Origin of the sequence: Sphingopyxis sp. (assembly GCF_034380315.1) — a bacterium.
GTDB lineage: Bacteria > Pseudomonadota > Alphaproteobacteria > Sphingomonadales > Sphingomonadaceae > Sphingopyxis.
In genome coordinates, this window is sequence record NZ_JAXMPB010000005.1 from 130569 (window position 1) to 154748 (window position 24180).

Annotated in this window: 25 protein-coding genes and 1 tRNA gene; 14 read left to right on the forward strand and 12 right to left on the reverse strand. The window is 63.9% G+C overall.

The genetic code is table 11. From position 1 onward, the window contains the following. Positions 1–160: 160 nt before the first annotated feature. On the forward strand, positions 161–1315 hold the full coding sequence (locus U0S50_RS10950; protein ID WP_322308822.1) for a sensor histidine kinase: 1155 nt from the start codon (positions 161–163) through the stop codon (positions 1313–1315). Positions 1316–1587: 272 nt separating this feature from the next. Here U0S50_RS10950 and U0S50_RS10955 read toward each other — a convergent pair whose 3' ends face one another. Both U0S50_RS10955 and U0S50_RS10960 read right to left on the reverse strand, forming a co-directional pair. Then, complete coding sequence (locus tag U0S50_RS10955; RefSeq protein ID WP_322308823.1) at positions 1588–2886, reverse strand: aminotransferase class V-fold PLP-dependent enzyme; 1299 nt, start codon at positions 2884–2886, stop codon at positions 1588–1590. Positions 2887–2903: 17 nt separating this feature from the next. Next, complete coding sequence (locus U0S50_RS10960; RefSeq protein WP_322308824.1) at positions 2904–5291, reverse strand: TonB-dependent receptor; 2388 nt, start codon at positions 5289–5291, stop codon at positions 2904–2906. Positions 5292–5474: 183 nt separating this feature from the next. On the opposite strand from U0S50_RS10960, the gene U0S50_RS10965 reads away from it, so the two are divergent. Together U0S50_RS10965 and dmeF are read left to right on the forward strand one after the other, a co-directional pair. Further along, complete coding sequence (locus U0S50_RS10965; RefSeq protein WP_322308825.1) at positions 5475–5747, forward strand: metal/formaldehyde-sensitive transcriptional repressor; 273 nt, start codon at positions 5475–5477, stop codon at positions 5745–5747. 8 nt (positions 5748–5755) lie between these two features. Continuing rightward, entirely contained in the window at positions 5756–6712 is a 957-nt protein-coding gene (gene dmeF, locus U0S50_RS10970) for a CDF family Co(II)/Ni(II) efflux transporter DmeF (protein ID WP_322308826.1), read from the forward strand. A 54-nt stretch (positions 6713–6766) separates the two neighbouring features. Here the strand turns inward: dmeF and U0S50_RS10975 are convergent, their stop codons facing one another. Together U0S50_RS10975 and U0S50_RS10980 are read right to left on the reverse strand one after the other, a co-directional pair. Continuing rightward, positions 6767–7444, reverse strand: a complete 678-nt coding sequence (locus U0S50_RS10975; protein WP_322308827.1) for a response regulator transcription factor — start codon at positions 7442–7444, stop codon at positions 6767–6769. Positions 7445–7476: 32 nt separating this feature from the next. Further along, positions 7477–9420: an ATP-binding protein gene (locus U0S50_RS10980; RefSeq protein ID WP_322308828.1), complete on the reverse strand. Its 1944-nt coding sequence runs from the start codon at positions 9418–9420 to the stop codon at positions 7477–7479. A 183-nt stretch (positions 9421–9603) separates the two neighbouring features. Between U0S50_RS10980 and U0S50_RS10985 the strand changes: the two genes are divergently transcribed. After that, the gene (locus U0S50_RS10985; protein WP_322308829.1) at positions 9604–10281 is read left to right on the forward strand and encodes a hypothetical protein; all 678 of its coding nucleotides are present in this window, start codon (positions 9604–9606) and stop codon (positions 10279–10281) included. Positions 10282–10381: 100 nt separating this feature from the next. Further along, positions 10382–10873, forward strand: coding sequence for a copper resistance protein CopC (locus U0S50_RS10990; RefSeq protein WP_322308830.1), 492 nt, complete (start codon positions 10382–10384; stop codon positions 10871–10873). Between the two features lie 308 nt (positions 10874–11181). Here U0S50_RS10990 and U0S50_RS10995 read toward each other — a convergent pair. Continuing rightward, positions 11182–11258 (reverse strand) — tRNA-Arg (locus U0S50_RS10995). A 69-nt stretch (positions 11259–11327) separates the two neighbouring features. Between U0S50_RS10995 and U0S50_RS11000 the strand changes: the two genes are divergently transcribed. Both U0S50_RS11000 and U0S50_RS11005 read left to right on the forward strand, forming a co-directional pair. Next, entirely contained in the window at positions 11328–12077 is a 750-nt protein-coding gene (locus tag U0S50_RS11000; RefSeq protein WP_322308831.1) for a queuosine precursor transporter, read from the forward strand. Positions 12078–12097: 20 nt separating this feature from the next. After that, entirely contained in the window at positions 12098–12484 is a 387-nt protein-coding gene (locus U0S50_RS11005) for a hypothetical protein (protein ID WP_322308832.1), read from the forward strand. Here U0S50_RS11005 and purQ read toward each other — a convergent pair. Both purQ and purS read right to left on the reverse strand, forming a co-directional pair. Continuing rightward, positions 12446–13111, reverse strand: a complete 666-nt coding sequence (gene purQ, locus U0S50_RS11010; RefSeq protein ID WP_322308833.1) for a phosphoribosylformylglycinamidine synthase subunit PurQ — start codon at positions 13109–13111, stop codon at positions 12446–12448. The genes U0S50_RS11005 and purQ overlap by 39 nt on opposite strands. A gap of 19 nt (positions 13112–13130) precedes the next feature. Further along, on the reverse strand, positions 13131–13361 hold the full coding sequence (gene purS, locus U0S50_RS11015; RefSeq protein WP_322308834.1) for a phosphoribosylformylglycinamidine synthase subunit PurS: 231 nt from the start codon (positions 13359–13361) through the stop codon (positions 13131–13133). 180 nt (positions 13362–13541) lie between these two features. Here purS and U0S50_RS11020 point away from each other — a divergent pair, with 180 nt between their 5' ends. From U0S50_RS11020 to U0S50_RS11030, 3 genes are all read left to right on the forward strand, one after another. Then, positions 13542–13715: a (2Fe-2S)-binding protein gene (locus U0S50_RS11020; protein WP_058816440.1), complete on the forward strand. Its 174-nt coding sequence runs from the start codon at positions 13542–13544 to the stop codon at positions 13713–13715. 103 nt (positions 13716–13818) lie between these two features. Next, positions 13819–14301, forward strand: coding sequence for a bacterioferritin (gene bfr, locus U0S50_RS11025; RefSeq protein WP_322308835.1), 483 nt, complete (start codon positions 13819–13821; stop codon positions 14299–14301). 237 nt (positions 14302–14538) lie between these two features. After that, positions 14539–15027, forward strand: coding sequence for an addiction module antidote protein (locus U0S50_RS11030; protein ID WP_322308836.1), 489 nt, complete (start codon positions 14539–14541; stop codon positions 15025–15027). On the opposite strand, the gene U0S50_RS11035 is transcribed toward U0S50_RS11030, so the two are convergent. Both U0S50_RS11035 and U0S50_RS11040 read right to left on the reverse strand, forming a co-directional pair. Further along, positions 14988–15467, reverse strand: a complete 480-nt coding sequence (locus U0S50_RS11035; protein ID WP_322308837.1) for a hypothetical protein — start codon at positions 15465–15467, stop codon at positions 14988–14990. The genes U0S50_RS11030 and U0S50_RS11035 overlap by 40 nt on opposite strands. Positions 15468–15542: 75 nt before the next feature. Continuing rightward, positions 15543–16196: a glutathione S-transferase family protein gene (locus tag U0S50_RS11040; RefSeq protein WP_322308838.1), complete on the reverse strand. Its 654-nt coding sequence runs from the start codon at positions 16194–16196 to the stop codon at positions 15543–15545. 195 nt (positions 16197–16391) lie between these two features. Between U0S50_RS11040 and U0S50_RS11045 the strand changes: the two genes are divergently transcribed. The 3 genes from U0S50_RS11045 to U0S50_RS11055 all read left to right on the forward strand — a co-directional run bounded on the left by U0S50_RS11045 (position 16392) and on the right by U0S50_RS11055 (position 20389). Next, positions 16392–18050 carry a CHASE domain-containing protein gene (locus U0S50_RS11045; RefSeq protein WP_322308839.1) on the forward strand — a complete coding sequence of 553 codons (1659 nt, stop codon included), beginning with the start codon at positions 16392–16394 and terminating at the stop codon, positions 18048–18050. A 50-nt stretch (positions 18051–18100) separates the two neighbouring features. Beyond that, on the forward strand, positions 18101–19117 hold the full coding sequence (locus tag U0S50_RS11050; protein WP_322308840.1) for a LacI family DNA-binding transcriptional regulator: 1017 nt from the start codon (positions 18101–18103) through the stop codon (positions 19115–19117). A 90-nt stretch (positions 19118–19207) separates the two neighbouring features. Beyond that, positions 19208–20389: a GGDEF domain-containing protein gene (locus U0S50_RS11055; RefSeq protein ID WP_322308841.1), complete on the forward strand. Its 1182-nt coding sequence runs from the start codon at positions 19208–19210 to the stop codon at positions 20387–20389. A gap of 25 nt (positions 20390–20414) precedes the next feature. On the opposite strand, the gene U0S50_RS11060 is transcribed toward U0S50_RS11055, so the two are convergent. The 3 genes from U0S50_RS11060 to U0S50_RS11070 are packed head-to-tail and all read right to left on the reverse strand — an operon-like array spanning position 20415 to position 21898. After that, a complete protein-coding gene (locus tag U0S50_RS11060; RefSeq protein WP_322308842.1) occupies positions 20415–21089 on the reverse strand; it encodes an MIP/aquaporin family protein in 675 nt (224 codons plus the stop codon). 9 nt (positions 21090–21098) lie between these two features. Continuing rightward, positions 21099–21560 (reverse strand): ArsI/CadI family heavy metal resistance metalloenzyme, encoded by a 462-nt coding sequence (locus U0S50_RS11065; RefSeq protein WP_322308843.1) that lies wholly within the window; start codon positions 21558–21560, stop codon positions 21099–21101. Next, positions 21557–21898: a metalloregulator ArsR/SmtB family transcription factor gene (locus U0S50_RS11070; protein WP_322308844.1), complete on the reverse strand. Its 342-nt coding sequence runs from the start codon at positions 21896–21898 to the stop codon at positions 21557–21559. Before U0S50_RS11070 ends, U0S50_RS11065 begins: the two co-directional genes overlap by 4 nt. 249 nt (positions 21899–22147) lie before the next feature. Between U0S50_RS11070 and U0S50_RS11075 the strand changes: the two genes are divergently transcribed. Further along, positions 22148–24142: an alpha/beta hydrolase family protein gene (locus tag U0S50_RS11075; protein WP_322308845.1), complete on the forward strand. Its 1995-nt coding sequence runs from the start codon at positions 22148–22150 to the stop codon at positions 24140–24142. The last annotated feature ends 38 nt before the right edge of the window (positions 24143–24180 follow it).

Sequence of the window (24180 nt, forward strand, 5' to 3'; positions counted from 1 at the left end):
CCGCTTATGCCCGTGTCCGACCATCTGTCGTTCCGCTGCATACAACGCAAGCGGTCGGTGCAGCACCCATCGCCCGAATGGACCATTCGTCGCAATCGATAGGGCTGCGGCGCTTCGCGCAGGCTTGGCTGGGCCACAGCACAGCGCATAGGGGGTATCGGTGCCGGGCACGATCGAAACGACAAACGAGTATCGACTGACATTCCAACTCACGGCCATCCTTTGGCTCGCCTCGAGCAGCGTCATTACCATCGGCGCCATATTCGCCGGACAGATGCGATCGCCGAGCGAGTATCTGAGCGTTCCGTTCACCGTCTGCACCGCCGCCGGCATAACCATGCTGCTTTATGTCCCGACGCGCCTCCTCCAGAACAAGCGGGCGGCCGTCATACTGCCCGCCGTGCTGGCGGCCATCATACTCGCCACAATGCTGCAGACGGCGGCGGACTACGGCATGCACCTGCTGTTCCAAGGGATATTTCCCGACCATGTGATGCCCGACGCCAGCCTGTCGTCGCTCGCAGTTGTCGGCAGCATCTATTTTGCTCTGTTCTCCTGCAACGCCGCCCTGCTGTGGCTGTCACTCGTCGCGCAGGTTTCAAAATCCCGGCAACTCGCCCTCACCCAAGCAAAGCTGAACCTTGCCATGGCCGAATCGCGCCGTGCTCAAGCGGAGCTGAGGATGCTGCGCCTGCAACTCGATCCGCATTTCATGGTGAATTCGCTCAGCGCCATTTCCACCTTGGCGATGACCGGCGACGCGCCCGGCGCAGCGGGCATCGCCGACCGTCTCGCCGATTTTCTGCGCCTGACACTCGACCAGTCGGATTGGGCCGAACAATCGCTGAGCGACGAGATTGCATTGACCGCCGCCTATCTGGATATCGAGCGCGTCCGCTTCGGTGACCGATTGAAGGTACAGATTACCTGCCCGGACCCGCTGCAATCCGCGCTGGTCCCTCATTTCCTTCTTCAGCCCCTTGTCGAAAATGCGATGAAATATGGATTTGGCACCTCCATCGGCACGATGACGCTTCTGATTTCGGCGAGGCAGGAACAGGATTGCCTGATCCTCGCAGTCGAGGATCTGGCCTCGACACGCTGTCCTCATCAGCCACCTCCGGGGCTTGGAATCGGCCTTGCAAATACGCGCGAACGGTTGGAGGCGCTTTATGGGTCGCAGGCACGGCTTTCGACGGCTGTTCTGGATCAGGGATTTCGCTCTGAAATCAGCCTTCCGATCCATTTCGACGCCCCGCACGGCGCGGCCCGCGCGCAATCATCCGTCAAGGTTCCGGGCACCAAAATCGCTTGATCGCACCCTCGCGCCGGCCGTTTCTGGCCTGTGGCGTGCGAAACCTTGCCGTCATCGCACCGGAACAGCGCGGCGCGGCTCGACCGCAGCGCAGGTCGAAGCCTGCGCCCTCCCGCAGCGGCCGCCGAAACGCCATGGCTCGGGCGGCAGGCGATCCGCGCCATCATGCGCGCGCCCTTGTTACAGGAGAAGCTCTGCCCCGGCGATGCGCTTGCCGATCTGATCGGCGCGATGACACGATACGACCTGATGGGTAAGCGAATTTGGGTGCGCTATCCCCGGCCGCGCACCGCCGCTTCGGGAGACCAGCCTGTCTGCAGCATATCCGTCAGAGCGGCCAAGAGGCGGCCGATATCTGCGGCGCCGTTGAACAGCGCGGGCGTGATACGGACGCAGGCACCGCGCGCCGGCCCCGGCCGGTGAACCGAAAATATGCGATAGCGGTCGAGCAGGTGATGCGCGATCGCGGCATTGTCCTCCACCGTCGTCCGGCCCGCCAGGCGAAACGAGCTAATCCCTCCGTACAGGCGCGGATCGGAAGGCGTCAGTATTTCGATCCCGGGCCGATCGCGGAGCGGTTCCGCCCACAAGTCGCGCAGGTGACGCAGCCGCGCGGCGCGTGCGGCATCGCCGATTGCATCCTGAAAATCGAGCGCCGCGGGCACACTCAGCTGCGCCGCGAAATCGAGCGTGCCGGTGTGGACCCGCGACCGGGCTGCGGATGGAAAGGGCGGCGCATTGGCGCTGTCAGGGTCGATCAGGTCGATCTTGTCCTTGCGGATGTAGAGCGCGCCCACGCCCAACGGCGCGCCGATCCATTTGTGCAGATTCAATCCCACGAAATCGGCGTCGAGGTCGGGTAAAGTAAAATCAAGCTGTCCCCAGCTGTGCGCCGCATCGACGATCGCGTCGACGCCCCGCGCGCGGGCCATTGTGACAATCTCGCGCACCGGAAGCGCCAGGCCGGTACGATGGCTGAGATGGGTCAGCAGCAACAGCCGAATGCGCGGGTTGGCGTCGAGCGCGGCCGCATAGCAGTCGATCAGGCCCTGATAGGTCGCCGGTTCGGGAAGCGCGATCCGTACAATCTCGACCCCGCGGCGAGCCTTGAGCGCTTCGCAGCACGCCTGCATGCTGTCGTAATCGAGATCGGCGTAAAGCACGGCATCGCCGGAGCGCAGCCTGTTGTATCCGCCGATCAGCGCCTTCAACGCCTCGGTCGCGTTGCGGGTAAAGGCGATCTCGTCGGGTGATACCCCAAGCTTCGCGGCAACCCGGCGCTGAACCGCCATCAGGTCGGGGCCCAGACCGCGCCGGGCATAATAGCTCGTCGCCCTGTTCACCCGGCGCACGATCGCTTCATATTGTTCGAGCACGGGACGCGCCATCATGCCCCAGTTGCCGTTTTCAAGCTGGATGATGTCCGGAACCACATCATATTGGGCGGCAACCGCCGCCCAATATGGCTCGTCATCGGGCCGGGGAGACCCCGGTGGCAAAGCCGCCCTGGCCTTGCTCGCCACCGGTGCCGCCGCGGCGGCGATCAGCATCTCTCGCCGGCTGATCTCCATGCCGCTTCGCTCCCTGATCAGAAGTTGATACCCAAACGGACATAATATTGGCCGCCATCGGTGTCATAGGGTGCATTGCGCGAATAGATGAGCCCGCGCACCGCCTGGTTGGTTGCTTCGTCCGGATAGGAATCGAACAGGTTTTCGGCACCCGCGCGGATCGTCACATGCTCGCTAAGCTTCAGGCTGGCCGACAGGTCGAACAGGACCATCGATCCAAAACGCTGGAACACCTCGCCCGTCGCATTGCCACTGACATCGGTCCACGCGCCATAATAGCGCGCCCGTGCCTGCAAACCGAACCCGCCGATCGTGTAGCCAAGGGATGCGGTGGCATTATGCTTCGGCAGCCGATCCTCGAACAGGACGCGCTGCGTCGCGTTACCGATCGCGTCGGTGATCCCGCTCGTCACCTTTGTCCGGTTGTAATTATAGGCAAGGTTGACGTCGGCACGTCCCGCACCGATGTCGCGCGCATAGGCCAGCACCACATCGATACCGCGCGTACGCGTATCGAAATCATTGGTGAAATAATTAACCGCGGTAAAACGCTGGGGATTGGGGAATGTGTCCGGAACGGTGAAGGTCCGCGACTGACCGAAACGGTCGCGCAACTTGATCTGATAGACGTCGATGCTGCCGGTCAGGCCGAAATCGGACTGAAAGGTCAGACCCGCCGTCAGCGTCCGCGACTTTTCGGGTTTCAACGGCTGCGCGCCAAGGGCAATCGCGAGCGGGTCGCTGGGCGACAGGCGTCCCCGGTTGAAGATCTGTAGCGTGGTCGTGTCGAGCCCCTGGGTCGTGTTCACCGCATTCAGCTGGCCCGGCGTCGGCGCTCGAAAACCGGTTGAATAGGTCGCGCGAACGGCAACGCCGGAAACGGGCTCGAGCCGTGCCGACAGCTTGTAGTTGAAAGTGTCGCCAAAGGCCGAGAAATCCTCATAGCGTCCAGCGGCACCCAACGTCAGCATCTCCGCCGGACTAACCTCGACGTCGAGATAACCGGCATAGCTTGTCTGCGACCATTCGCCGGCATTCAGCGGACTGAAACCCGGAAAGCCGTTGCTGTTCGGGGCAAGCCCCGACGCTGCACCAGGACCAATCGCATAAGAGGCCGGATCGCCGGGATAGATGGCATAGCTTTCCTTGCGTCGCTCGGCACCGAAGGCGATGTTCGCCGGATCGGCCAGCCCAAGCGGCAAGCGATAGACAAAATCGGCGTTCAAATTGACCTCGCGCTGCCGCAAGCGCCCAAGATAAAAGCTGGTCGGGCTGTCGGGGCCCATCGACGCATTCAGCGATTCCTGCATGGTGTAATCGATGCGATTGCGTCCGACCGAAGCGCTGAAATCATAGGAAAAGGCATCGCTGGCTTCGCCGCGCAGACCGCCGACGATCTGATAGTCATCATATTCAGTACCGAACCGCGGTGTAAAACCGGCCGGATACAGATCGGTAAAACTGAAACCCGGAAAGGCGGGGCTCGGTTTATAGACGTTGGCGGTATTGGCCGGGTTGCGCCAGTTGAAGTCGGTTACACCTTCGCCATCGGCAATCGTGCCAAAGGCGTAAAGGGTTGCCCCGTCGGCGATTTCATAGTCGGCGTTCACCGACGCACGTACCGACCGCAAGTCGGGCTGGCCCCAGCGCTGAACCGGATTGGGGATGTTCAGACCGGGGTTTGCGGCCTGAAACGCCTCCGCATCGGCGCGCTGGCGCGTGCGCGACGTCGCGTCGGACTTGGTAAATTCGCCGCTGAAAACCAGCGCGCCGCGATCGCCGAGCCGCACGCCGCCCTGCCCCCCGGTCCGATAAGCCTTTCCATCGCCTTCATAATATTGCGAGAACTGGCCAAAGGCCTCCATTCCCGGCTGGTCATCCAGAATGATATTGATAACCCCGGCGATCGCGTCGGACCCATATTGCGCCGAGGCACCGTCGCGCAGCACCTCGATGCGCTTGATCGCCAGGTTGGGGATCGACGCAAGATCCGCCGCCTGCGCTCCTCGCGTACCGGGCAAGGCCGACCGGTGATAACGCTTGCCATTGACCAGCACGAGCGTCTGGTCGGGAGACAGGCCGCGCAGTGTCGCCGGACGAACGAACGCCAGGCCGTCGGCCGCCGGAAGTCGCTGGACGTTGAAGGACGGAAGCAGCTGCGCCAGCGTATCCGACAGATCGTCGGACACGCTGCTGTCGATCGCCTTTGACGGCAATATGTCGATCGGAGCCAGCGTGTCGAACTGCGTACGCCGCGCGTCGCGGGTGCCGGTGACGATGATCAAATCGCCGTCCGCATCCGCAAAATCGGCGCCGACATCGGCGGACACGGCATCTGCGGCCATGGCGACAGAGGGCGCGACAAATTGCAGCGCGACAAGCGCGCAGGCAGTCATGCGTTTCATGGGATACTCCTTGGGACCTCGAGACGAGAATTATGTTCTGGTGCCCGGCGCCCCTAGGCATTCAATGTGACAGGTCGATGTCCATCGCCGGCTGTTCGTTACTGACGAGCAGCGCCTTCGCCCCGCCGCGCGACAAGGCCGTACGGTTGCAGCTTGGCGCCATATACCCTAAGGGGGTATGGTATGAGCCATCTGACATCCAATGCCGATCTGGTCGCGCGGGTCCGCCGCATCGCGGGACAGGTCAACGGCATAGAAAAGGCGTTGGTGGACGAGGCGCCCTGCGCCACGGTCCTTCATCGCATTGCCGCGGTGCGCGGGGCCGTAAACGGCCTCCTCGACGAAGTGATCGCGAGCCATCTCGAAGAGCATGTCGCTGCCCCGGGCCTGACCGACGCCGAACGCAGGGCGGGTGCCGACGAATTGCTGGCGGTCATCCGGCGCTACTCCAAATAGGCAGTGCGATGACACAGGACCAGGACAGAACCGGCACGGGTCACAGCCATGACTTTCTGGGCGCGGCGCACGACGCGAATGCCCGCCGCACTCTATGGGTCGTGGCGCTTACCGCCGTGATGATGGTGGCCGAAATCGTCGCGGGCTATGTGACGGGTTCGATGGCGCTGCTCGCGGACGGCTTTCATATGGCCACCCATGCCGGGGCGTTGGGGCTCGCCGCCCTTGCCTATCATTATGCACGGAAATACCGTGCCGACCCGCGCTTCAGTTTCGGAACGGGCAAGGTCGGCGATCTGACGGGCTTTGCCTCGGCCCTGATCCTCGGACTGTTCGCAATCGGTATCGCGGTGGAATCGACCCTGCGACTGATCGATCCGGTCGCGGTCGATTTCGGCAATGCCGCCCTCGTCGCCGTGCTGGGGCTCGTCGTCAATATGGTCAGCGCCGCGCTATTGATGGGCGGACATTCGCATCATGCTCCCCACCTTGGCCATGATCACGGCGTCGCGCATGACGCGCATCACCACCATGGCCATGACAATAATCTTCGATCCGCCTATTTCCATGTTCTGGCCGACGCGCTGACGTCGGCATTGGCGATTGTCGCCTTGCTGGCGGGCCGTTACCTCGGCCTCCACTGGATGGATCCCGCTATGGGTATCGTCGGATCTATCGTTATCGCGCGCTGGTCCTGGTCGTTGATGCGCGACACCGCCGCGGTGCTGCTCGACACCACCGACAAGGAAGCGGCACAGGCCCTGCGCAAGGGGGTCGATTCCATCGACGGCCTGACGATCACCGACCTGCATGTCTGGCGGATCGCTCCCGACGCCCGCGCCGCGATCCTCGAGGTGGACGGCCAGATGCGCGCTGCCGATCGTCAGCGCTTGGCCGAGACCGCGAACATTGCCCATCTGACCATTGGTGTTGACCCCGCAAGCCCACGCGCCCCCGGCATCTGAGCGCAGCGACCGCGCTTGCGCGGGGCGCCCCTGGTCCCCGTCTGCTTGGGCGCGTCAAACCTTGCGCCAGGCGTTGACCGCCCGCAGCGCCTCGCTTCGCGACGACACCTCCAACTTCCTGTAGATCGCCTTTACATGATTACCGACCGTATGGTGCGATATACCCAGCGCGCGCGCCGCTTCCTTGTAACTCATGCCCTCGGCAAAGGCGCGCAGAAGATCTGTTTCGCGCGGAGTCAGGCGGGCGTCGAATGCCAGATCGGCCACAGCCGGCGCGCTGCCCGCCGACGGCGCCCGCAGCAGATCGAGCAGATAGATGGCCGCCGCCGGGCTCACCGGGGCGCCGCCCGCCAGTGTCACGGCAATTCCGTCGAGTATCTGATCGGGGCTACTATCCTTCAGCAAATATCCGTCGGCACCGGCCGACAGCGCCCGTACGACCGTGTCGCGGTCGCCAAAGGCGCTGATGACCAGCGTCCTCGCGGAGGAGGCAGCACGGATTTCGGGGACAAGGTCATAACCGGTCCCATCGGGCAGACCGATGTCCATCAGGAACAGATCGGGTTTCAGCGCGATCAGCGCCCGCCCGGTTGCGATATCCGGCGCGACGCCCACGATATCATGGCCGGGCGCCGCGGCGATAATGCGCATGAAATACTGCCGGACCACCGGATCGTCTTCGACGATGGCGATACGAAAGGGCCTGTCGGGCGAGATGGAGCTATCGGACATGGCGCGTCGCTATCATGCAGCCTCGCCGGCCGCTATGCCATGTCCTGTGCCATGTCCTGTGCCATGCCCTTTACCAAGTCGTCGGGCCTCGACGGTTCCGTCGGCGGCGCGACGCGCAGATGCACACGGGTTCCGCCCCCTGACGGAGAGACAAGTTCGACCTCGCCTCGTACCGCCGCCGCACGGCGGTCCATGTTCGCCAGCCCGCGCCCCGTACCGGCGATCGCACCACCGCACCCATTATCGGCCACGCAAATGCCCAGTCGGCCCACTTCATCGACATCGACCGTCACCGTGATTTCATCACCGCCCGAATGTTTAAGCGCATTGGTGACGGCTTCCTGCATGATCCGAAATATCTGGAGCACCTCGCGCGGTCCGAACGCCGTCGCTATCGTTGTCGGAAGCGCGGCCTGCCGCCAGTTGAAAGTAAATCCGGCCGCCACCACGCGCGGCTGAATCCGCGCACGAAAGGTCGCGAGCGCCGCCTCCAGCGACTCGCCGACCGAATCCATCGAATCGATCATCAGGCGCATTTCATCGATCACCGCCTGCAAACCTTCGGCCACCCGATGGGGTTCCGCTTGCCCCAGTCTGGCCGCAAGCATCATCGACATCAACTGGCTTCCCAGACCGTCGTGAATATCCTGCATGATACGGCGCCGTTCGGCGTCATGGGCCTGCTGGCGGATCAGTCCCTGCTCGCGGACATGTGCATCCACCAGTTCGGCCTCGCGAGCCGCCACCTGAGCACGCAGGGTCGCGTTGAGCGTCGCCTGCGACTGGAACAGGCGAAAGTTGCGCGCCAGAAACGCCGCGAGCATCGCAAGCATCAAAAAGGGCGCCGCATTGTTGAGGTTGCCCTCGTGGAACCCCAGCTGCGGCAACAGATTGCTTGCACCATCCATCATCACCGCGGCAACGCAAACCGAAAGCAGCGCGCTTTCAACTATGCGTTTCTCCTCATGCCGCGCAAAATGCCATAACATCCGAACCAGCGCTGCGACGGCGAACGCACCCAAGAACCACGTCCAGATCGCCGCCGGCCGATCGAAGGCGCCCGGCATCGGCGCCCCATAAATCTGCGTTCCGATATAGGCCATGGTCAGCCCGTATAGAAAGAGCGCGGCGGCCTGCAGCCGGCGGATCGGCCTGCCGGTCCAGGCGTCGATGAAGCATAGCAGGGCCACCGGCACCGCCATATTGACGGCAAAGAAGGCGAGCATTCGCCCCCATCCGTCAAAAGGCGGATCGAGCATGATCGCATAGACATAATTGCCGACGAACGCGGCGCAGAGCGCACTCAGCCAGGCCGAAAAGCGCCAATCCTCCGAACGCACCACCATGATCGCCGCCAGCAGCCCGAGCAACCCGAGCAGCCCGGCGGCGTAGCGGTGAAATTCATTGGTGCTCCACAGGCGGCTGGCCGAAAAGACCCGCATTGCCTCATACTCGCCGATCAACGGCGGATAGATATCGGTATAGGGAAATCCGTCACGCAGCACGATATAGGTCAGAACATTGTCACCGGCCTTCAAAAGGCCGGCGGGAACGCGCGTCAGAAACATCTTCTGCCCATGAAAGCTGCCATTTCCTGGCTGCATTCGTCCTTCCGCGACAATCAGGCTGCCGTTGACCGCAAGCATGTAATTATCGACCTGCAGGTCGGAAATCAGGCCCAGTCCCGTTTGCGGAACCCTGTCGAGCGGGATCGACAGCCGGACCGCGTGAACGGCGGTGTCACAACAATATGTCCAGGGCAGTTCGACCTGCTCGTAACGCGCACCCTCGGCGGCACGCAGCGTGGGGGAGGTCAATCGTGCCACCTCTGCCTTGCTGTACGACACAAGGGGAGGAGCCTGGGTCCGGTCGGCGCTGAACAGCGGCCTGTCGATCAGTCCCCAATAGACCGCTTGCACGGCACAGATCGCCACGGCAAGCCAGATCAGCTGGCGCCAATTTATCAATCCCGTCACTATGTTACCCCTCTCCCACCGCGCTCGATATCAGGCGATGCGACCGTGGCAAGATGCAGAATGGGGCCGATGCCACGATATGGCAGCACGCCGCATGGCATGGGCGGAGGCGGACCCGAGGCGTAGGCGCGGTTTCGCAAAGGGAAGACGCGACCTCCGCGCTTCCGGCTGGAGAATCCTACCATGAACAGGCGCCTTGCCCTCGGCCTCGGCGGCCTCAATCTTTCGCTTCTCGCCGCGGCCATTCTGTCGACCTACGCACCCGCCGCGAATGCCCAGGATCAGAATATCGAGCCCATACGCAAGGGCTCCGGGATATGCCCCTTCGGCTGGCGCGAAGGCGGCACCGCACAGGGCCGTTCGGGCATAAAGGGCGTGTGCTACCCCATCTCGTCGGATTCGCTGCGGATTTACGCACGCACCTCGGGCAACGAACCGTGCGCCACCGGCTATTACCCCGAAACCGGGCTCTTCTGCACCAGCCAAAAGCCTACGCTCGTTTCGGCCGAACGCAGCTTCGCCCGCTCGACCGCCCTGAAAAAGCCGGCCGACAATGCTGGTGCAAAGGACTTCAACGAAGTGCACGCCTGGACGCTGCGCAACGGCGGCGATCCCAAGGCGGTCGGGGACTCGCTGTCACCGGCTGCCATCGCATGGTTCGCCAGCACCGCCGGGTCGGGGAGCACCCCGGCGGCCGACCGCAACGATGCCGCACGCCAACAGACCAAACCCGAACCCTCCTCACCCTGCACGAATGGGGCCGCGACGGGCGCGGCTGTCGGCGCCGTCATCAGCGGCACGTCGGGCGCCAGGGTGGGCGCGGCACTGGGCAGCCTCGCCGAAAGAAAGCCGCATTGCTAATTCGCTGCCCCCCGTCCGAACGCGACCCTCGGTCGGAGGCCCGGATCGCCGGGTGGCTGCCAAGGCGGCTACCCGGCGCATAATATAGGAAAGCTTGCCAATGCCGACACCATTCCGATCACTCGCGCTCGTCATGGCGCTCGCGCTCGGCAGCTCCGCAGTTTACGCCCAGCCGCCCGCCAACAGTGAAGTCTCGGCCGCTCCGCGCTTCGCCACGTCCAACCCTCGCGACGGGTCGGTCGTTTCTGGAACGCTGGAGCAGATCAGCCTTGCCTTCACAGCCGAAGTCGACCTGACCTATCTCGATGTTGAAAAGCCCGACGGCACGAAGATCCTGTTGTTCGACAGATTCGCCGACGGGGCCCAGGATCGTCGGGCCAACAGCTTTGTCGACTCCCTGCCCCATCCCCTCGACCAACCGGGCCATTATTATATCAACTATGGCGCCTCGTTCACCATCGGCCGCTCAACCTCAACACTCGCAGCCTATACCAGCTTCGAAATCGCGGCACCGCCCGAAACCGACGAGGGCGTCCCCATGCCTGCCGTTCCAAACCGGAGTGGAGACACGACCGCAGCCACGCGCCCCTGAGCGGCTGGTCAACCTCAGGTTCCGACGGGATGAGCTTTCCGATCAGATTTCAGCCCTCACCCGCCGCCTTGCCAGGGCGGAGCCGGTAAATCACACCAACGAAGATCGAGAAGCTGGCGCTGCTGCTGCGCGACAAGCTCCATCACGGCCCTCCCGATGTGCGACAAGCCTACGCTCGGTTGCTGCTCGGCGAGATCCGCGTTGACGACCGGGAAATCCGCATCAACAGCTCCAAAGCCGTGCTGGCACGGAGTGCTGCAGGAGGCGTGGCCAAAACCACGCCCGCAGTTCTCTCTTTTGTTCGAGAATGGCGCGCCCGGCAGGATTCGAACCTGCGGCCACCCGCTTAGAAGGCGGGTGCTCTATCCAGCTGAGCTACGGGCGCGCATTGCGGTGACGCGCCGGCGCAGATAGCGCGGTTTGCGCCGCGCGCAAAGCGGGTTAAGCATCGCCCATGTCCGAGTCCGCGCGCCCTTCCGCCAAACCCGCCCGCGTCGGCGCGGGGAGCGTTCGCAATTTCCGTTATTATGACCTCGTCATGGCGGCGTTCGTCACCATTCTGCTGCTGTCGAACATCATCGGCGCGTCGAAGCCCAGCTACATCCTGCTGCCCGGCGGCGAGCAATGGCCCTATGCCGCCGGGGTCCTGTTTTTTCCCATCGGCTATATCGTCGGCGACATATTGACCGAGGTTTATGGTTATGCGCGGGCGCGGCGGGTGATCTGGACCGGCTTTGCCGCACTTGCCTTCATGGCGTTCATGGCGTGGGTCGTCGTGTCGTTGCCGCCGGCCGACGGCTGGCCCGGCCAGTCGAGCTATGAATTCGTCTTTGGCAACAGCTGGCGCATCGTCCTTGCCTCGATGCTCGCCTTTTGGGTCGGCGAATTCGCCAATTCCTATGTGCTCGCGCGAATGAAGCTGTGGACGCACGGGCGCTTCCTGTGGATGCGCACCATCGGGTCGACGATCGTGGGCCAAGGGCTTGATAGCCTGATTTTCTACCCGCTCGCCTTTTACGGCCTTGCGGGATGGCCGCCCGAACAGCTTATCAAGGTTGCCCTTTCCCAATGGCTGATCAAAACGCTATGGGAGGCGGCGCTCACGCCAGTCACCTATGTGGTGATCGGCACACTCAAGCGGCGCGAAGGAGTCGACGTGTTCGACGAAAACACCGACTTCACACCGTTTAGGGCCAAGGTTTGAACTTGCCGGAATCTCTCCCCATGATGTTTTATGATTTCAAGATCTGGCTGATCGATGCGACCGGCCTCAGCCGCGATGCACTGCACGTCTATGTCGCCGTCGCCCTGTTTCTGGTCGTGCGCATGATGTGGCGCGGCTGGCGCGGAAGTATCGCCGCGCTGCTCGTCGTGGCGGCTGCCGCGCTGGGCGGCGAATGGCTCGACCACCAGCTCGAACTGATGAACGGCGGCCTCTGCGACCGCGCCGAACATTGGCACGACCTGCGCAACACCATGTTCTGGCCGATCATGCTCGCGCTGGCCCTGCCGCTGCTGCGTCCCGGGCAGCGCAAACCCACCGCCCCTGACGAAGCGAGACCTGCTGTGACCTCAGGCAAGAACGCCGAGCGCGGCCTCGAACAGACGTAGCCCGTCGGTGCCGCCGTGCGCGCGGTCGATCGCGCGTTCGGGGTGCGGCATCATGCCCAGCACATTGCCCGCATCGTTGATCACGCCCGCAATGTTGCGCGCCGCGCCGTTGATCGGCTCGGCATAGCGGAAGGCGACTCGCCCTTCGCCCTCGATCCGGTCGAGGGTCGCGGCGTCGGCGAAATAATTGCCGTCGTGATGCGCGACCGGAATGGCGATGGTCTCGCCCGCCCGATAGGCGGACGTGAACAGCGACCGATTGTTTTCGACGGTCAGCGGGACCGTTCGGCACACAAAGTTCAGACCCGCGTTGCGCATCAGCGCGCCGGGCAGAAGCTGTGCTTCGGTCAGGACCTGGAAACCGTTGCATACGCCAAGGACGGGCACGCCGCGAGCAGAGGCATCGACCACCGCGCGCAGGATGGGCGACCGGGCCGCCATCGCGCCCGAACGCAGATAGTCGCCATAGGAAAAGCCGCCGGGCAGCGCGATGAAGTCGGTCCCGTCGGGCAGCGCGCTTTCGCGGTGCCAGACCATCGCCGGCTTGACGCCGGTGACGGTTTCGAGCGCGACCGCCATGTCGCGGTCGCAGTTGGAACCCGGAAAGACGATGACCGCGGTCTTCATGGCTGTCTCTTTCTGTCCGTCAGGGACGTTCGATACGATAGTTTTCGATCACCGTGTTGGCGAGCAGCTTGGCGCACATCGCATCAAGGTCGGCATCGGAAACATCGTCGGCGACATCGAGTTCGATGAAACGCCCCGCGCGAACATCGGCAACCCCGCCGAAACCCAATCCTTCCAGTGCATGGTGGATCGCCTTGCCCTGCGGGTCGAGGACCCCCGGCTTGAGCGTCACATAGACATTCACTTTCATGGGCGGCGACCTTTGCAATGGCATGAAGAAGATGCGCGCGCCTATGCCCGCGAATCGCTTTTCGGGCAAGGGGCGGGGCGCACGAAAATGCGCCTGTTCGGATTGCGAGCCAATCGCAACTTTACTGTTGCGAATCCTTCTCACTATCCCTAGATGGGTCTTGTTGAGAAGGATTCGCACATGGTCGTCTGTGTCTGCAACGCAATAAGAGAACGCGATCTGCGCGATGTCGCGCGCGATGGCCAATTGCGGTGCGCAAAGGCCGCTTACGCGCAACTGGGTCGCAAACCCAAGTGCGGCCAATGCCTGCCATTCGCTCGCAATATCATCAAAGACGCTGCGGCAACGGCCTAAATTTCCCCAGATTTCAGCCATTTTTACCCTTGGCCTGCTTGGCTCTGGGCGGGTATAATGCGTGCATTATCCCCACCTTAGAAACCAGACAGGACAAGAGAAAATGAAGGGCGACGCCAAGGTTATCGATTTTCTGAACGAGGCGCTCAAAAATGAGCTGACCGCGATCAACCAATATTGGCTGCATTACCGCATGCTCGACAATTGGGGCATTTCGCGTCTCGCCGCATTCGAGCGCGAAGAATCGATCGACGAGATGAAGCATGCCGACAAGCTGGCCGACCGCGTCCTCTTCCTCGGCGGGCTTCCCAATTTCCAGTTGCTCGGACGCCTGCGCGTCGGCGAAACGGTCGAAGAGATTCTGAAGGCCGATCTCGCGCTGGAGGAGGAAGCGATTCCGCTGCTCAAGGACGCCATCGCCCACTGCGAAAGCGTACGCGACTATGTCAGCCGCGACCTGTTCGCCGACATTCTCGAAAGCGAGGAGCATCATGTCGATGAGCTGGAAAAGCAGTTCGACCTGATCGAGCGCATGGGAATCGAAAATTATGTCCAGCTGCAATCGAAACCGCTGAGCGGAGATTGACCCCGTTCGCCCTCGCCTCCTTTTGGAAGGGGGGGCGCGGAAAGCCGGAAAAACCGGGACATGCCGTCCCTTTGCAGAGGCGCCTTCGGGCGCCTCTCTTTTTGCTTGTATTTGCGATTAATTATCATTAGCACAATAAGGCAGTCCCCTCCTGCCGGTCGCGGCTGCGGCTGCGGCCGGCATCTTTTTCGGTTCGACCGGGGACCGCCGACGAACCGATGGCGGGACGAAGAGGCTATGATGGAAATCCGCACGCTGATCGGACGATTGATCGCGCAACCGTCGATCCGCGATCTGCCTGCCGACGGCGCGCAGGCGGTGCTCGCACTGCGATACTGCATCCTGTGCCGCCGGCGCGGCCGCGACCCGGTCCCCGAACTCGAACGGCGATGGGGCAATATCCTCGCGGCGCGGCGATATCGGCTGGTGGTCGAAGCGATCGGCCAATGCTGGCCCGACCCCTTTGCCGTCGCCCCGCCCTGCTGTCCGCGCCTCAGTTTTGACGAGGCGCTGCTCGCCGCGATGATCGGCGCCGTATCGCGCGGCGACCGCGCCGGCTTCGATTACCACACCGCTGAAATGCTGGGCAGCGATGCCCGCGAAATCATCTTCATCGCGCTCGAGAATTTTCTTCGCGCCCGGGCGGTGGCGCCCATGCAGCCACAACAGCCCGCCGCCAGGCCCGTTCAGGCACCGCCGGGCGGCAGCAACCATTTCAGGCCGTGAAGCCCGACCACTTTGTCGCCCTCACACCGCGGCGCGGCGACCAGGCGCATCCACCGCGGCCGGGGCAAGGCGGGGCCGATCTCGACATCGAGGGTGAAGCCCCGACGGTGCGCAATCGCATAGGCGCGCAGCCGCTCCATCGCAGCGCGCGACCCTTCGCAGTAAAAGGAAACCGCCTCGGCCCGGGCCACGGACGAACCGCGCGGAACGCCGAAAATATCATAGACGACGGGAGACCAGCTCAATCGGTTGTCGGCAAGGTCGCAGCGCCATACGCCGACCCCGCGCCGCGCCAGGGCGGCATCGTCGATCGGAAGCGGGGCCTGCGGCGGATCGAGCGGACGAACGCATGTCCTGTCGACCCAACCCAGGTCGAAATGGCGCGCCTGGTCGAACAGCGGCCAGCTATGATGAAGCGCCAGCGGATATTCTTGCCTCAACGCCCGGGTCCCTCTTCGCGCGCGATCCCCCTGATCCACGCGGCGCGCCGCCGAAAGCCGAAGCCGAGCGCCGCGTCAAGCCTTGTCGCGTGTGCGCGCCATCATTCTTTCCTCTTTGGCGATCCAGCCGGCCAGCGCCGGGCGAGAACGGATAGCCGCGCTCCATGCCGCGACACGGGGATAGGCGCCGATATCTATCGTCTCGGCGCAATAGCCGATGTTGACCAGCGGAGAGACGGCCGACAGATCGGCCAGGCTGAAACGATCGCCGACCAGATAACCACTGTCGGGGATTGCGCCGTCCAGATAGGCCAGCAGTTTGGGCAGTTCATCCGCCTCGGCCTGCGCCGCCGCCGCAAGGTCCCCGTCGCGCCCCAGAAACCGCGGGGCGACGATGCGATTGAAAAACATCTTTCCTCCGCACGCCGCAAGAACGGTATCGCCGAATTCGTCCCACCAGATAACGCGGCCACGCTCCTGCGGATCAACCGGGATCAGCGCGGGTTCGGGGTATTTCGCTTCCAGATAGTGGATGATCGCGCTCGAATCGGCGAGCAGAAAGCCGTCGTCGTCGATTGCGGGCATCTTGCCCAATGGCGAAGCCGCCTGAAAACCGGGATCGGGATCGCCGAGTCCAACGCCCTTCAGTTCGAAATCAATCCCCTTTTCGCCGAGATAGCCGAGCAATTTGCGGACGAAGGGCGACACCACCGAGCCATAAACGATCATCGTGCGGATCCTCCTGCTGACAGAAGCCGCAGCATAGAGATTCAGTTGCACCATGCAACCCGTGCCCGATATCGCCGGCCGCTACGGCGACCTTCCGTTCCGGCGGCAAATCAGCTTGCTATCAGCCGCTTGGCATGAAAGAAACGCGATCGAGGGGCGCGCTGCCACGGCAGCCATCATGCAGGATTGGGAATAATGCGCCCGACGCTTTGGGCAGATCGGCTGCTGGGCCTGCTCGTCCGCTTTGTCGGACTGGTGATTTTGCTCGCCGCCATGATGGGGGCGACCGCCAGCTTCCTGTATAACGGCCGCGAAGAAGCCAAACAGGCGGAACGGCTGGCGTTGCAGATCAATGTACGCCTGCGCGACCAGCTCGCGGTCCTCGAAGGGGTCCGCGCGCTTTACCAATCGGACATGGAGACCAGCGGCCCGGGCATTCGCGCCTATCTCGCCGCGCTGCAGCCCAAGGCGCGGGCGCCGGGAATGCAAGGGGTCGGCATCGCCATTGCGATGCGCCAGGGAACCCCGGCGGCGGCCGAAGCGCGGCTTTTAGAAAATTACGGCAAACCGATCCGCGTCTGGCCCACCACCAGCGAACCGATCGGCTTTCCCATCGTCCTGATCGAACCCGACGAACCGCGAAACCATGCGGCGCTGGGGTATGACATGTACAGCAACCCCGTCCGCCGCGAGGCGATGCGACGGGCGTGGCAGACCGGCCAGCCCGCCGCCAGCGGCATCGTCCAGCTGGTGCAGGAACGACTGCCGGGCCGCAAACAGCCGGGATTTCTTATTTATATCCCGGTCTATGCCAATCACGCGCCGAACAGCGGCATCGCCCTGAACGGCGCCCACCCAAAGGATGAGGTTGTCGCGACCGCACGCGGTGCTCGCGCGATCGAGGCCTTCGTCTATGCCCCGTTCCGCGTCGAGGATCTGATGACCGCGACGATCGGCAACCAATTGTCCAACGTCGACGGGATCGAGATCCTGGCGGGCGAAGGCCCCTCGGCACAGCGGGTGTTCAACCGCGGCACGGTTCGCTGGGACGCGCATGAACAGACGTTGCGCGTTGCCGACCGACGCTGGACGGTACGCATTTCTTATGGCCGCTTCTTCGAACGGCTGGGTCGGCCGCTCGCCATCCTGCTGTTCGGCGTCGCGCTCGCCCTGCTCGCGGCACAGCTTCATCGCGTCCAGCAGCGGCGGCTCCAGGCGTTCCAGGCACTGGCCGAGGAAAAGGCACGCCATGCCGAGGACCGTGAATTGATGATCGGTGAAATGGCGCACCGGATGAAGAACGCCTTTGCCCGCATCGGCGCGCTCGCACGCATCACCCTGCGCGAGGCAAGCGATCTCGACGACTTCGAAACCAAGTTCGATGGCCGTCTGCGCGCACTGTCGGACACCAAGCAGATGCTCGTGACCGGGGCCGTCGATACCGTCGAACTTGGCGCGATCATCCGCCGCGAACTGGAGACGGCAGGCTGGCCAGCGGCTCAGCGCGAAGCGATCACCGGCCCCGACGTCCATCTCGACGACGAAGCGGCGCAGGCGCTCACGCTGGCGGTCCACGAATTGGTGACGAACAGCGTCAAATATGGCGCACTGTCGGGCCGGGGGGCGCTTGCCGTCGACTGGCACCGCGACGGCGGAAACGTCGAACTGAGCTGGAGCGAAAGCGACCTTCCCGAAACGCCGGAGTTCGGAACCGAAAGCTTTGGCACCCATTTCATCCGGTCGCTGATCGAACGCCAGCTAAAGGGCGAATGGAACCGCGCCGCCGCCGACCATCGCCTCGACATCCGCATCCGCTGGCCCGACCGCACCCCCGACGCGGCCGCGCGCGATTGACAAGCCCTCGCCCCGGCGCAACAGACAGCGCGAAGGAGAGGGACGCCATCATGACCGCCAAGCCGCTGCGCCCGACATCATTCGACGTCGCCGAACGCGCGGGCGTATCGCAATCGACCGTCTCGCGGGCGCTGCGCAACAGTGCGGGCGTCAACGCCGAAACCCGCGCCCGGGTCGCCGCTGCGGCGCGCGAACTCGGCTATGTCGTCGACCGCCATGCGTCGAGCCTTCGCCTCAAGAGCAGCGAGACGATCGCGCTCGTCACCATCTGCCGCCCGGGTGAAGACCGCAGCGCGATCAACCCCTTCTACTTTGCGCTGCTCGGCAGCATCGCCGCCGCGACATCGGCACGCGGTTTCAACCTGCTCGTCAGCTTTCAGGAAAGCGCCGCCAATTTTCGCGCTGATTTTGTCGCATCGGGTCTCGCCGACGCGATGATCGTCATCGGCACGACCAGCAACCGCGCGGCATGGGACTATTTCGCCGAGGCGCAGGCGTCGGGGCTCGATTTCGTGTGCTGGGGCAGTCCGGGCGATCCGTTTCGCTGGATGCGCAGCGACAATGAAGGCGGAGCCCGCCTCGCCGCCGATCACCTGGTCGCCAGCGGGCGACGCCGCATCGCCTTCGTCGGCCCCGAAAAATCCCCGCAGCGCCAGTTCGACGAACGGCGCGACGCCTTTTTCGACGCCGTGGCGGCCCATGGCATCGAGCCGCTGTTCATCGCACCGCCGCCCGCACCCGATCGGCATGCCGAGGGCGTGGCCGCCGCGGCCGCCCTGCTCGCCGCCAAGCCCGACGTCGACGCGATTTTCGCGGCAAGCGACATGCTGGCGCTCGGCCTGCTCCAGGGACTGAGCGACGCCGGGCGCCGCGTGCCCCAGGACGTCGCGCTGATCGGCTTCGATGGAATTCGCGCCGGCACCCTTGCCCATCCCGCGCTCTCGACGCTCGAACCCGACATCGACGCTGCGGGCGAAGCGCTGGTCGCCATGGCGCTCGAAGATCATGCCCATACGCGCACCGGAACACGCATCCCCGTCCGCCTTGCGGTGCGCGGCACGGGCTAGGACGCTTCGCTTCGCCTTGCTTTTCCGGACGGCTTAACCGATTGTTATTTATGGCTGCGACATAGTGAAAGGGGGCGGTTAGGAGCGGCTTTGACCGGACAGTTTTTCATCTCGCTGCTCAATCCAGGTATCGGCCTGCTTTTTGCCGTGGCCTTTTTTCTGCTGTGGCTGAATCACCGGCGCCCCTATGTCGCCTATGCGGCGGGCGCCTATCTCTCTTCGTCGATCGCCTTCCTGATCATGGACGTCGGCCCGGCACTGCCGATGGAACTGCAACGGCTTCCCGCCAACCTCGGATTCCTGACGACCGGCATGTTGTTCGCCGCGGCGATCATCGGGCGATATAATCTGCCTATCCCCTGGCGGCCGATGGCGGGCGTCATCGCGGTTTCGCTCTCGATATTCCTGTGGTTCCTGATCGGCGAGCCCACGATCACCGGCCGCATCTATGCGATCAGCGTCGGGACGGGCGTCATCGCCTTTCTTATCGTTCGCGCGCTTTACCCGATCGAAAAGCCCTATCTGATCGACAAACTGCTGTTCGGGGTGGCGCTGCTGTCGGCGGCGAACCTGACACTGCGCCCGCTGGTCATCCTGTCGCTGGGCGGCGGGTTCGACAATTATGTGGGTTTCCAGCAATCGGTTTACTGGACCACGGTGGAATTCAGCCAGGCGATGGTCTCGGTCGTTGCCGCGCTCAGCCTGATGGTCGCGGTCGCGATCGACCTGATCGCCGATCTGCGCGAACAGGCCGATACCGACCAATTGTCGGGCCTCCTCAACCGCCGGGGCTTCGAGGCAGAGGCCGGGCCCGCGCTTCGCCGCTGCCTCGTCGAAAACCAGCCGGTTGCGCTGCTGATTGCCGATATCGACCATTTCAAGCGGATCAACGACCGTTTCGGCCATGCCGCGGGCGACGCGATCATCGCCGCCTTCGGCGCGCACGCGCTGCGGACCGGACCGGTGGATATGATCGCGGGCCGGATTGGCGGCGAGGAATTTGCGATCCTTGTCCCCGGCGCGGGCATCGACACGGCGCGCCAGTTGGCCGAGGCGATCCGGACCGGGATGGCGGGGGCCTGCAAAGGGCTGGTGCCCGAGAACCAGCCCGCGACGATCAGCGTCGGGCTCGCGGTCGGTGCGCCCGGTGCCGGGCTTTCGGGTCTGATGCGCGACGCCGACCAGGCGCTCTATGCGGCCAAGCGGACAGGCCGCAATCGCGTTCGCGCCTTTGCCCCCACGCCTGTATCGCTGACCGTCAACGGCGCCTGACCCCTGGGCGGGCGCGCTGCGACGATCAGCCCGCTCGCGGCGGGAACAGGAAACGGGCGACCGCCAGCGCCGCCAAAGCGCCCAACAATTGTCCAGCGACAAACAAAGGCACGTCGCGCAGCGCGATTCCGGCGAATGTGTCGGACAGGCTGCGGGCGATGGTGATCGCTGGATTGGCGAAGCTGGTCGACGATGTAAACCAATAGGCGGCCGTGATGTAAAGGGCGACCGATGCCGGGATCGCATGCGGCCGGTGCCGCGCGGTGCCCAGGATCGTCAGCAACAGGCCAAAGGTCGCGACCACTTCACCCGTCCATTGGCCCATGCCCCCGCGCGCCTTGGCCGACCATTGCAACAGCGGCAGGTCGAACATCAGATGCGCCGCCCACGCCCCCGCAATGCCGAACCCCAGTTGGGCGAGCATATAGGCCAGGGCATCGCGGCGCGACAGGTCGCGGCGCAGCATCGCCACCATCGTCACCGCCGGGTTCATATGCGCACCCGAAACCGGGGCCAGCATCGTGATCAGTACGAACAGGATCGCTCCCGTGGCCACCGTATTGGCCAGCAGGGCAAGGGCGTCATTCCCGCCCGCCAGCCGTTCGGCCATAATCCCCGATCCGATGACGGCGGAGAACAGGAAAAAGGCGCCAACCGCTTCGGCGGCGACCCGGCGCATGAGCGGCGCCGGGTCAGTCATGGGCGCGCCTCATACGGCGGATTGGGGCATGGGGACGCAGCAGGATGGGGGCGTTCCCTCATCCTTCGCCGCCAGCGTCTCGAGCGCCGGGCTATCGCCATAATGCGTCGCTTCGCCGTCGGTGAAAAACGCTTCCCACACCAGCCCGTCAGGGTCGGATATCCAGCTCTTTTCGGATTTGGCATAGCAGCAGACCGTCCGCCCTTCTTCCAGCACCGGCCGGTCGGCGGCGCGCAGACGGCCGTAAACCTCGCCCAGCTCCTCGACGCTCTCGACCTGGATTCCCAGATGCTCGACCCCCTTGTGCGCGTCGCCGCGAACCGAAATCGCGAAATTGACCCGCGGATCGTCGAGCATCCACTTGGCATAGTCGGGCTTTACCACCGTCGGCTCGGCCCCGAACATCGTTGCGTAAAAGCCGATGGAGCTGTCGAGATCGGCCACCCCGACATGAACATGCAGACGTTTCACAGGCTCTTTCCTTCCTCTTGTTGAACCAGGCAGGCGGGTTCGGGATCGCACCCCGTGCCCGCGCAGCAATTTTCCATCAGATAAGTGAGCAGCGCATTCATCGCGGAATAGTGGGCGCGATAGATGATCGAGCGATGCTCCCGCCGCTGTTCGATCAACCCGGCCGCGCGCAGCTGCGTCAGATGAAAAGACAGCGAACTGTTGGGAATGGCCAGCGCTTCGGCGATCGCGCCCGCCGCCAGCCCCTTCTCGCCCGCCTGCACGAGCAGGCGGAACAGCGCCAGGCGATGCTCCTGCGCCAACGCGGCAAGCGCGGCGACGGCCTGGTCGGCCTTCATGGGCGAATCCTTATTTCCATAATTCTGGAAATATAGGATGCAGAACCTATCGGCAAGAACATTTCGACAATGTTCGAAATTTTTTCATTACATTCTCCGCCCCGCCCCTTCGTCCCCACGCATGGCGCCCGTTCCGTTTTCGTCATCGCGACATGCGAATTATTCATTGGTCGCTCCGCCGGGCGCCGCCTAGCAAGTCGCGCAACATTCAGTGGGGAGGAACAGACGATGGGGCCACGAGCACGGGGCATGAAAGCGCGCGCCTGGAGATTGCCGGGCTTGTTGGCGGGGCTCCTGCTATGCGGATCGCTTTCGGCGCAGCAGGGGCCAGCAACGACAGCCGAGACCGGAACGTCGGCGCCCCCCGGAACCGAAACGGACATCCGCATCGAACAGGGCGTCCGGCTGGAAAATATCCCGATGGAGGCAGAGGCAGAGGGTCGCAAGCTCGGCGCGCACCTGCCGACCGCCAACAATTATCGCTTCGTCGATTATGCGCCCGACGGCCGGTATATGTATTTCGCTCGCCGCGGCGACATCTATCGCTATGCCTCGGCCACCCGCGGCGCCGAACCCTATGAGGATCGCGCCTGGTCGCTCAGCGGGGCCCAGCTCGTCCGCGCGTGCGACAAGGAAGCCTTTCTGACCCGCCGCGACAACAATGGCGATGAATATCACGACATCCATCTGACGGTTCGGGGCACCCCCGACCGCCTTGCGCTGACCAGCGGAAAGGCCCGCCGCATCGCGCTGAAAGCCGCCGACGATCGTCGGCGCATCGCCTATGCCGCTTCTCCCGAAGGCAGCGGCATCTGGCAGGTCGTGGTCCACGATCTGTGCGGCGATACCAGCGGCCGCGTCCTTGCCACCTTCGACGATTCGCTGCTCGTCCAGGACTGGTCGCCCGACGGCAGCAAGCTTGTCGTGTCGCTGCAGGGCGACGATCATCATCGCCTGTTGCTGATCGATCCCGTCACCGGCGAAGAACAGCTGCTCCTGACCTCCTCCTCGCCGATAGGAAATGCGCGCTTTTCGGCCGACGGGCGCAAACTGTTCCTGGTCGCCAACGGCATGTCCGACTACCGGGCGCTGTTCCAGCTCGATCTCGACAGTGGCCAGCTCGCCGACATCAGCTCGGCGCTCAAGCGCGATGTCGATTTCGCCATCCTGTCGCCCGATCGCAGCCTCCTTGCACTGTTCGTGAACTGGGAAGGGCTCAGCCGCGTGATGCTCCTCGATGCGGTCAACCTGCGCAAACTCGACAGCGCGCCCGATCGTTCGCCGGGGGTGGTCACCGATGCCGCCTTCAGCCCCGACAATCGCGAACTGGTGATGACGCTGACCCAGCCCGTATCGCCTTCGCGCACCGTCACCTTCGACCTCCAGTCGGGCAAGGTCCGTGCGCTCACCGGCGGGCTCAGCGACGGAGGCGGGGTCGACCTTGTTCCGCAGATCGTCCGCTACCCCACCTTCGACGAGGATGAAGGGAAACGGCGCGAAATCCCGGCCCTGCTCTACCTTCCGCCGAAACGCCGCGACGGCGCGCGGTTGCCGGTGGTCATCAACGCTCACGGCGGCCCGGCATCGCAGCATCGCCCCGAATTTTCGCGCACGATGCATTATTATGTGACCGAATTGGGGGTCGCGGTGGTCGAGCCCAATATTCGTGGGTCCACCGGCTATGGCCGCGCCTTCGAGGCGCTCGACAATGGCATGAAACGCGAGGATTCGATCCGCGACATCGGGGCATTGCTCGACTGGATACGCACCCGGCCCGACCTCGATCCGGATCGGGTGATGATCGTCGGCGGTTCCTATGGCGGCTATGTCTCGCTCGCGGCGCTCACTCACTATTCGGACCGGCTGCGCGGCGGCATCGCGCGGGTCGGGATCAGCGATTTCAAGACCTTTCTGGAGGAAACCGAACGCAACCGCGTCAACAACCGGCGCCGCGAATATGGCGACGAACGCGACCCCGCCATGGCGGCCTTTTTCGCGCGCATTTCGCCGCTCGCCAATGCCGCGAAGATCAAGGCGCCGCTGCTGATCATCCAGGGCGCGAACGACCCCCGCGTTCCGGCCCGCCAGGCGGAGATGATCCGCGATGCGGTGCGCGCCAATGGCACACCCGTCTGGTTCCTTCTTTCCGAAAAGGACGGGCACAGCGTCAACAGCGACGAGGCCGGCGACTGGAGCAGCGGCGCGCAGATCATGTTCATCAAGAAACATCTGCTCGGCGAATAGGCGGGGGGCGCCCCCCCCCCCCGGCCCCGACTCCCCGT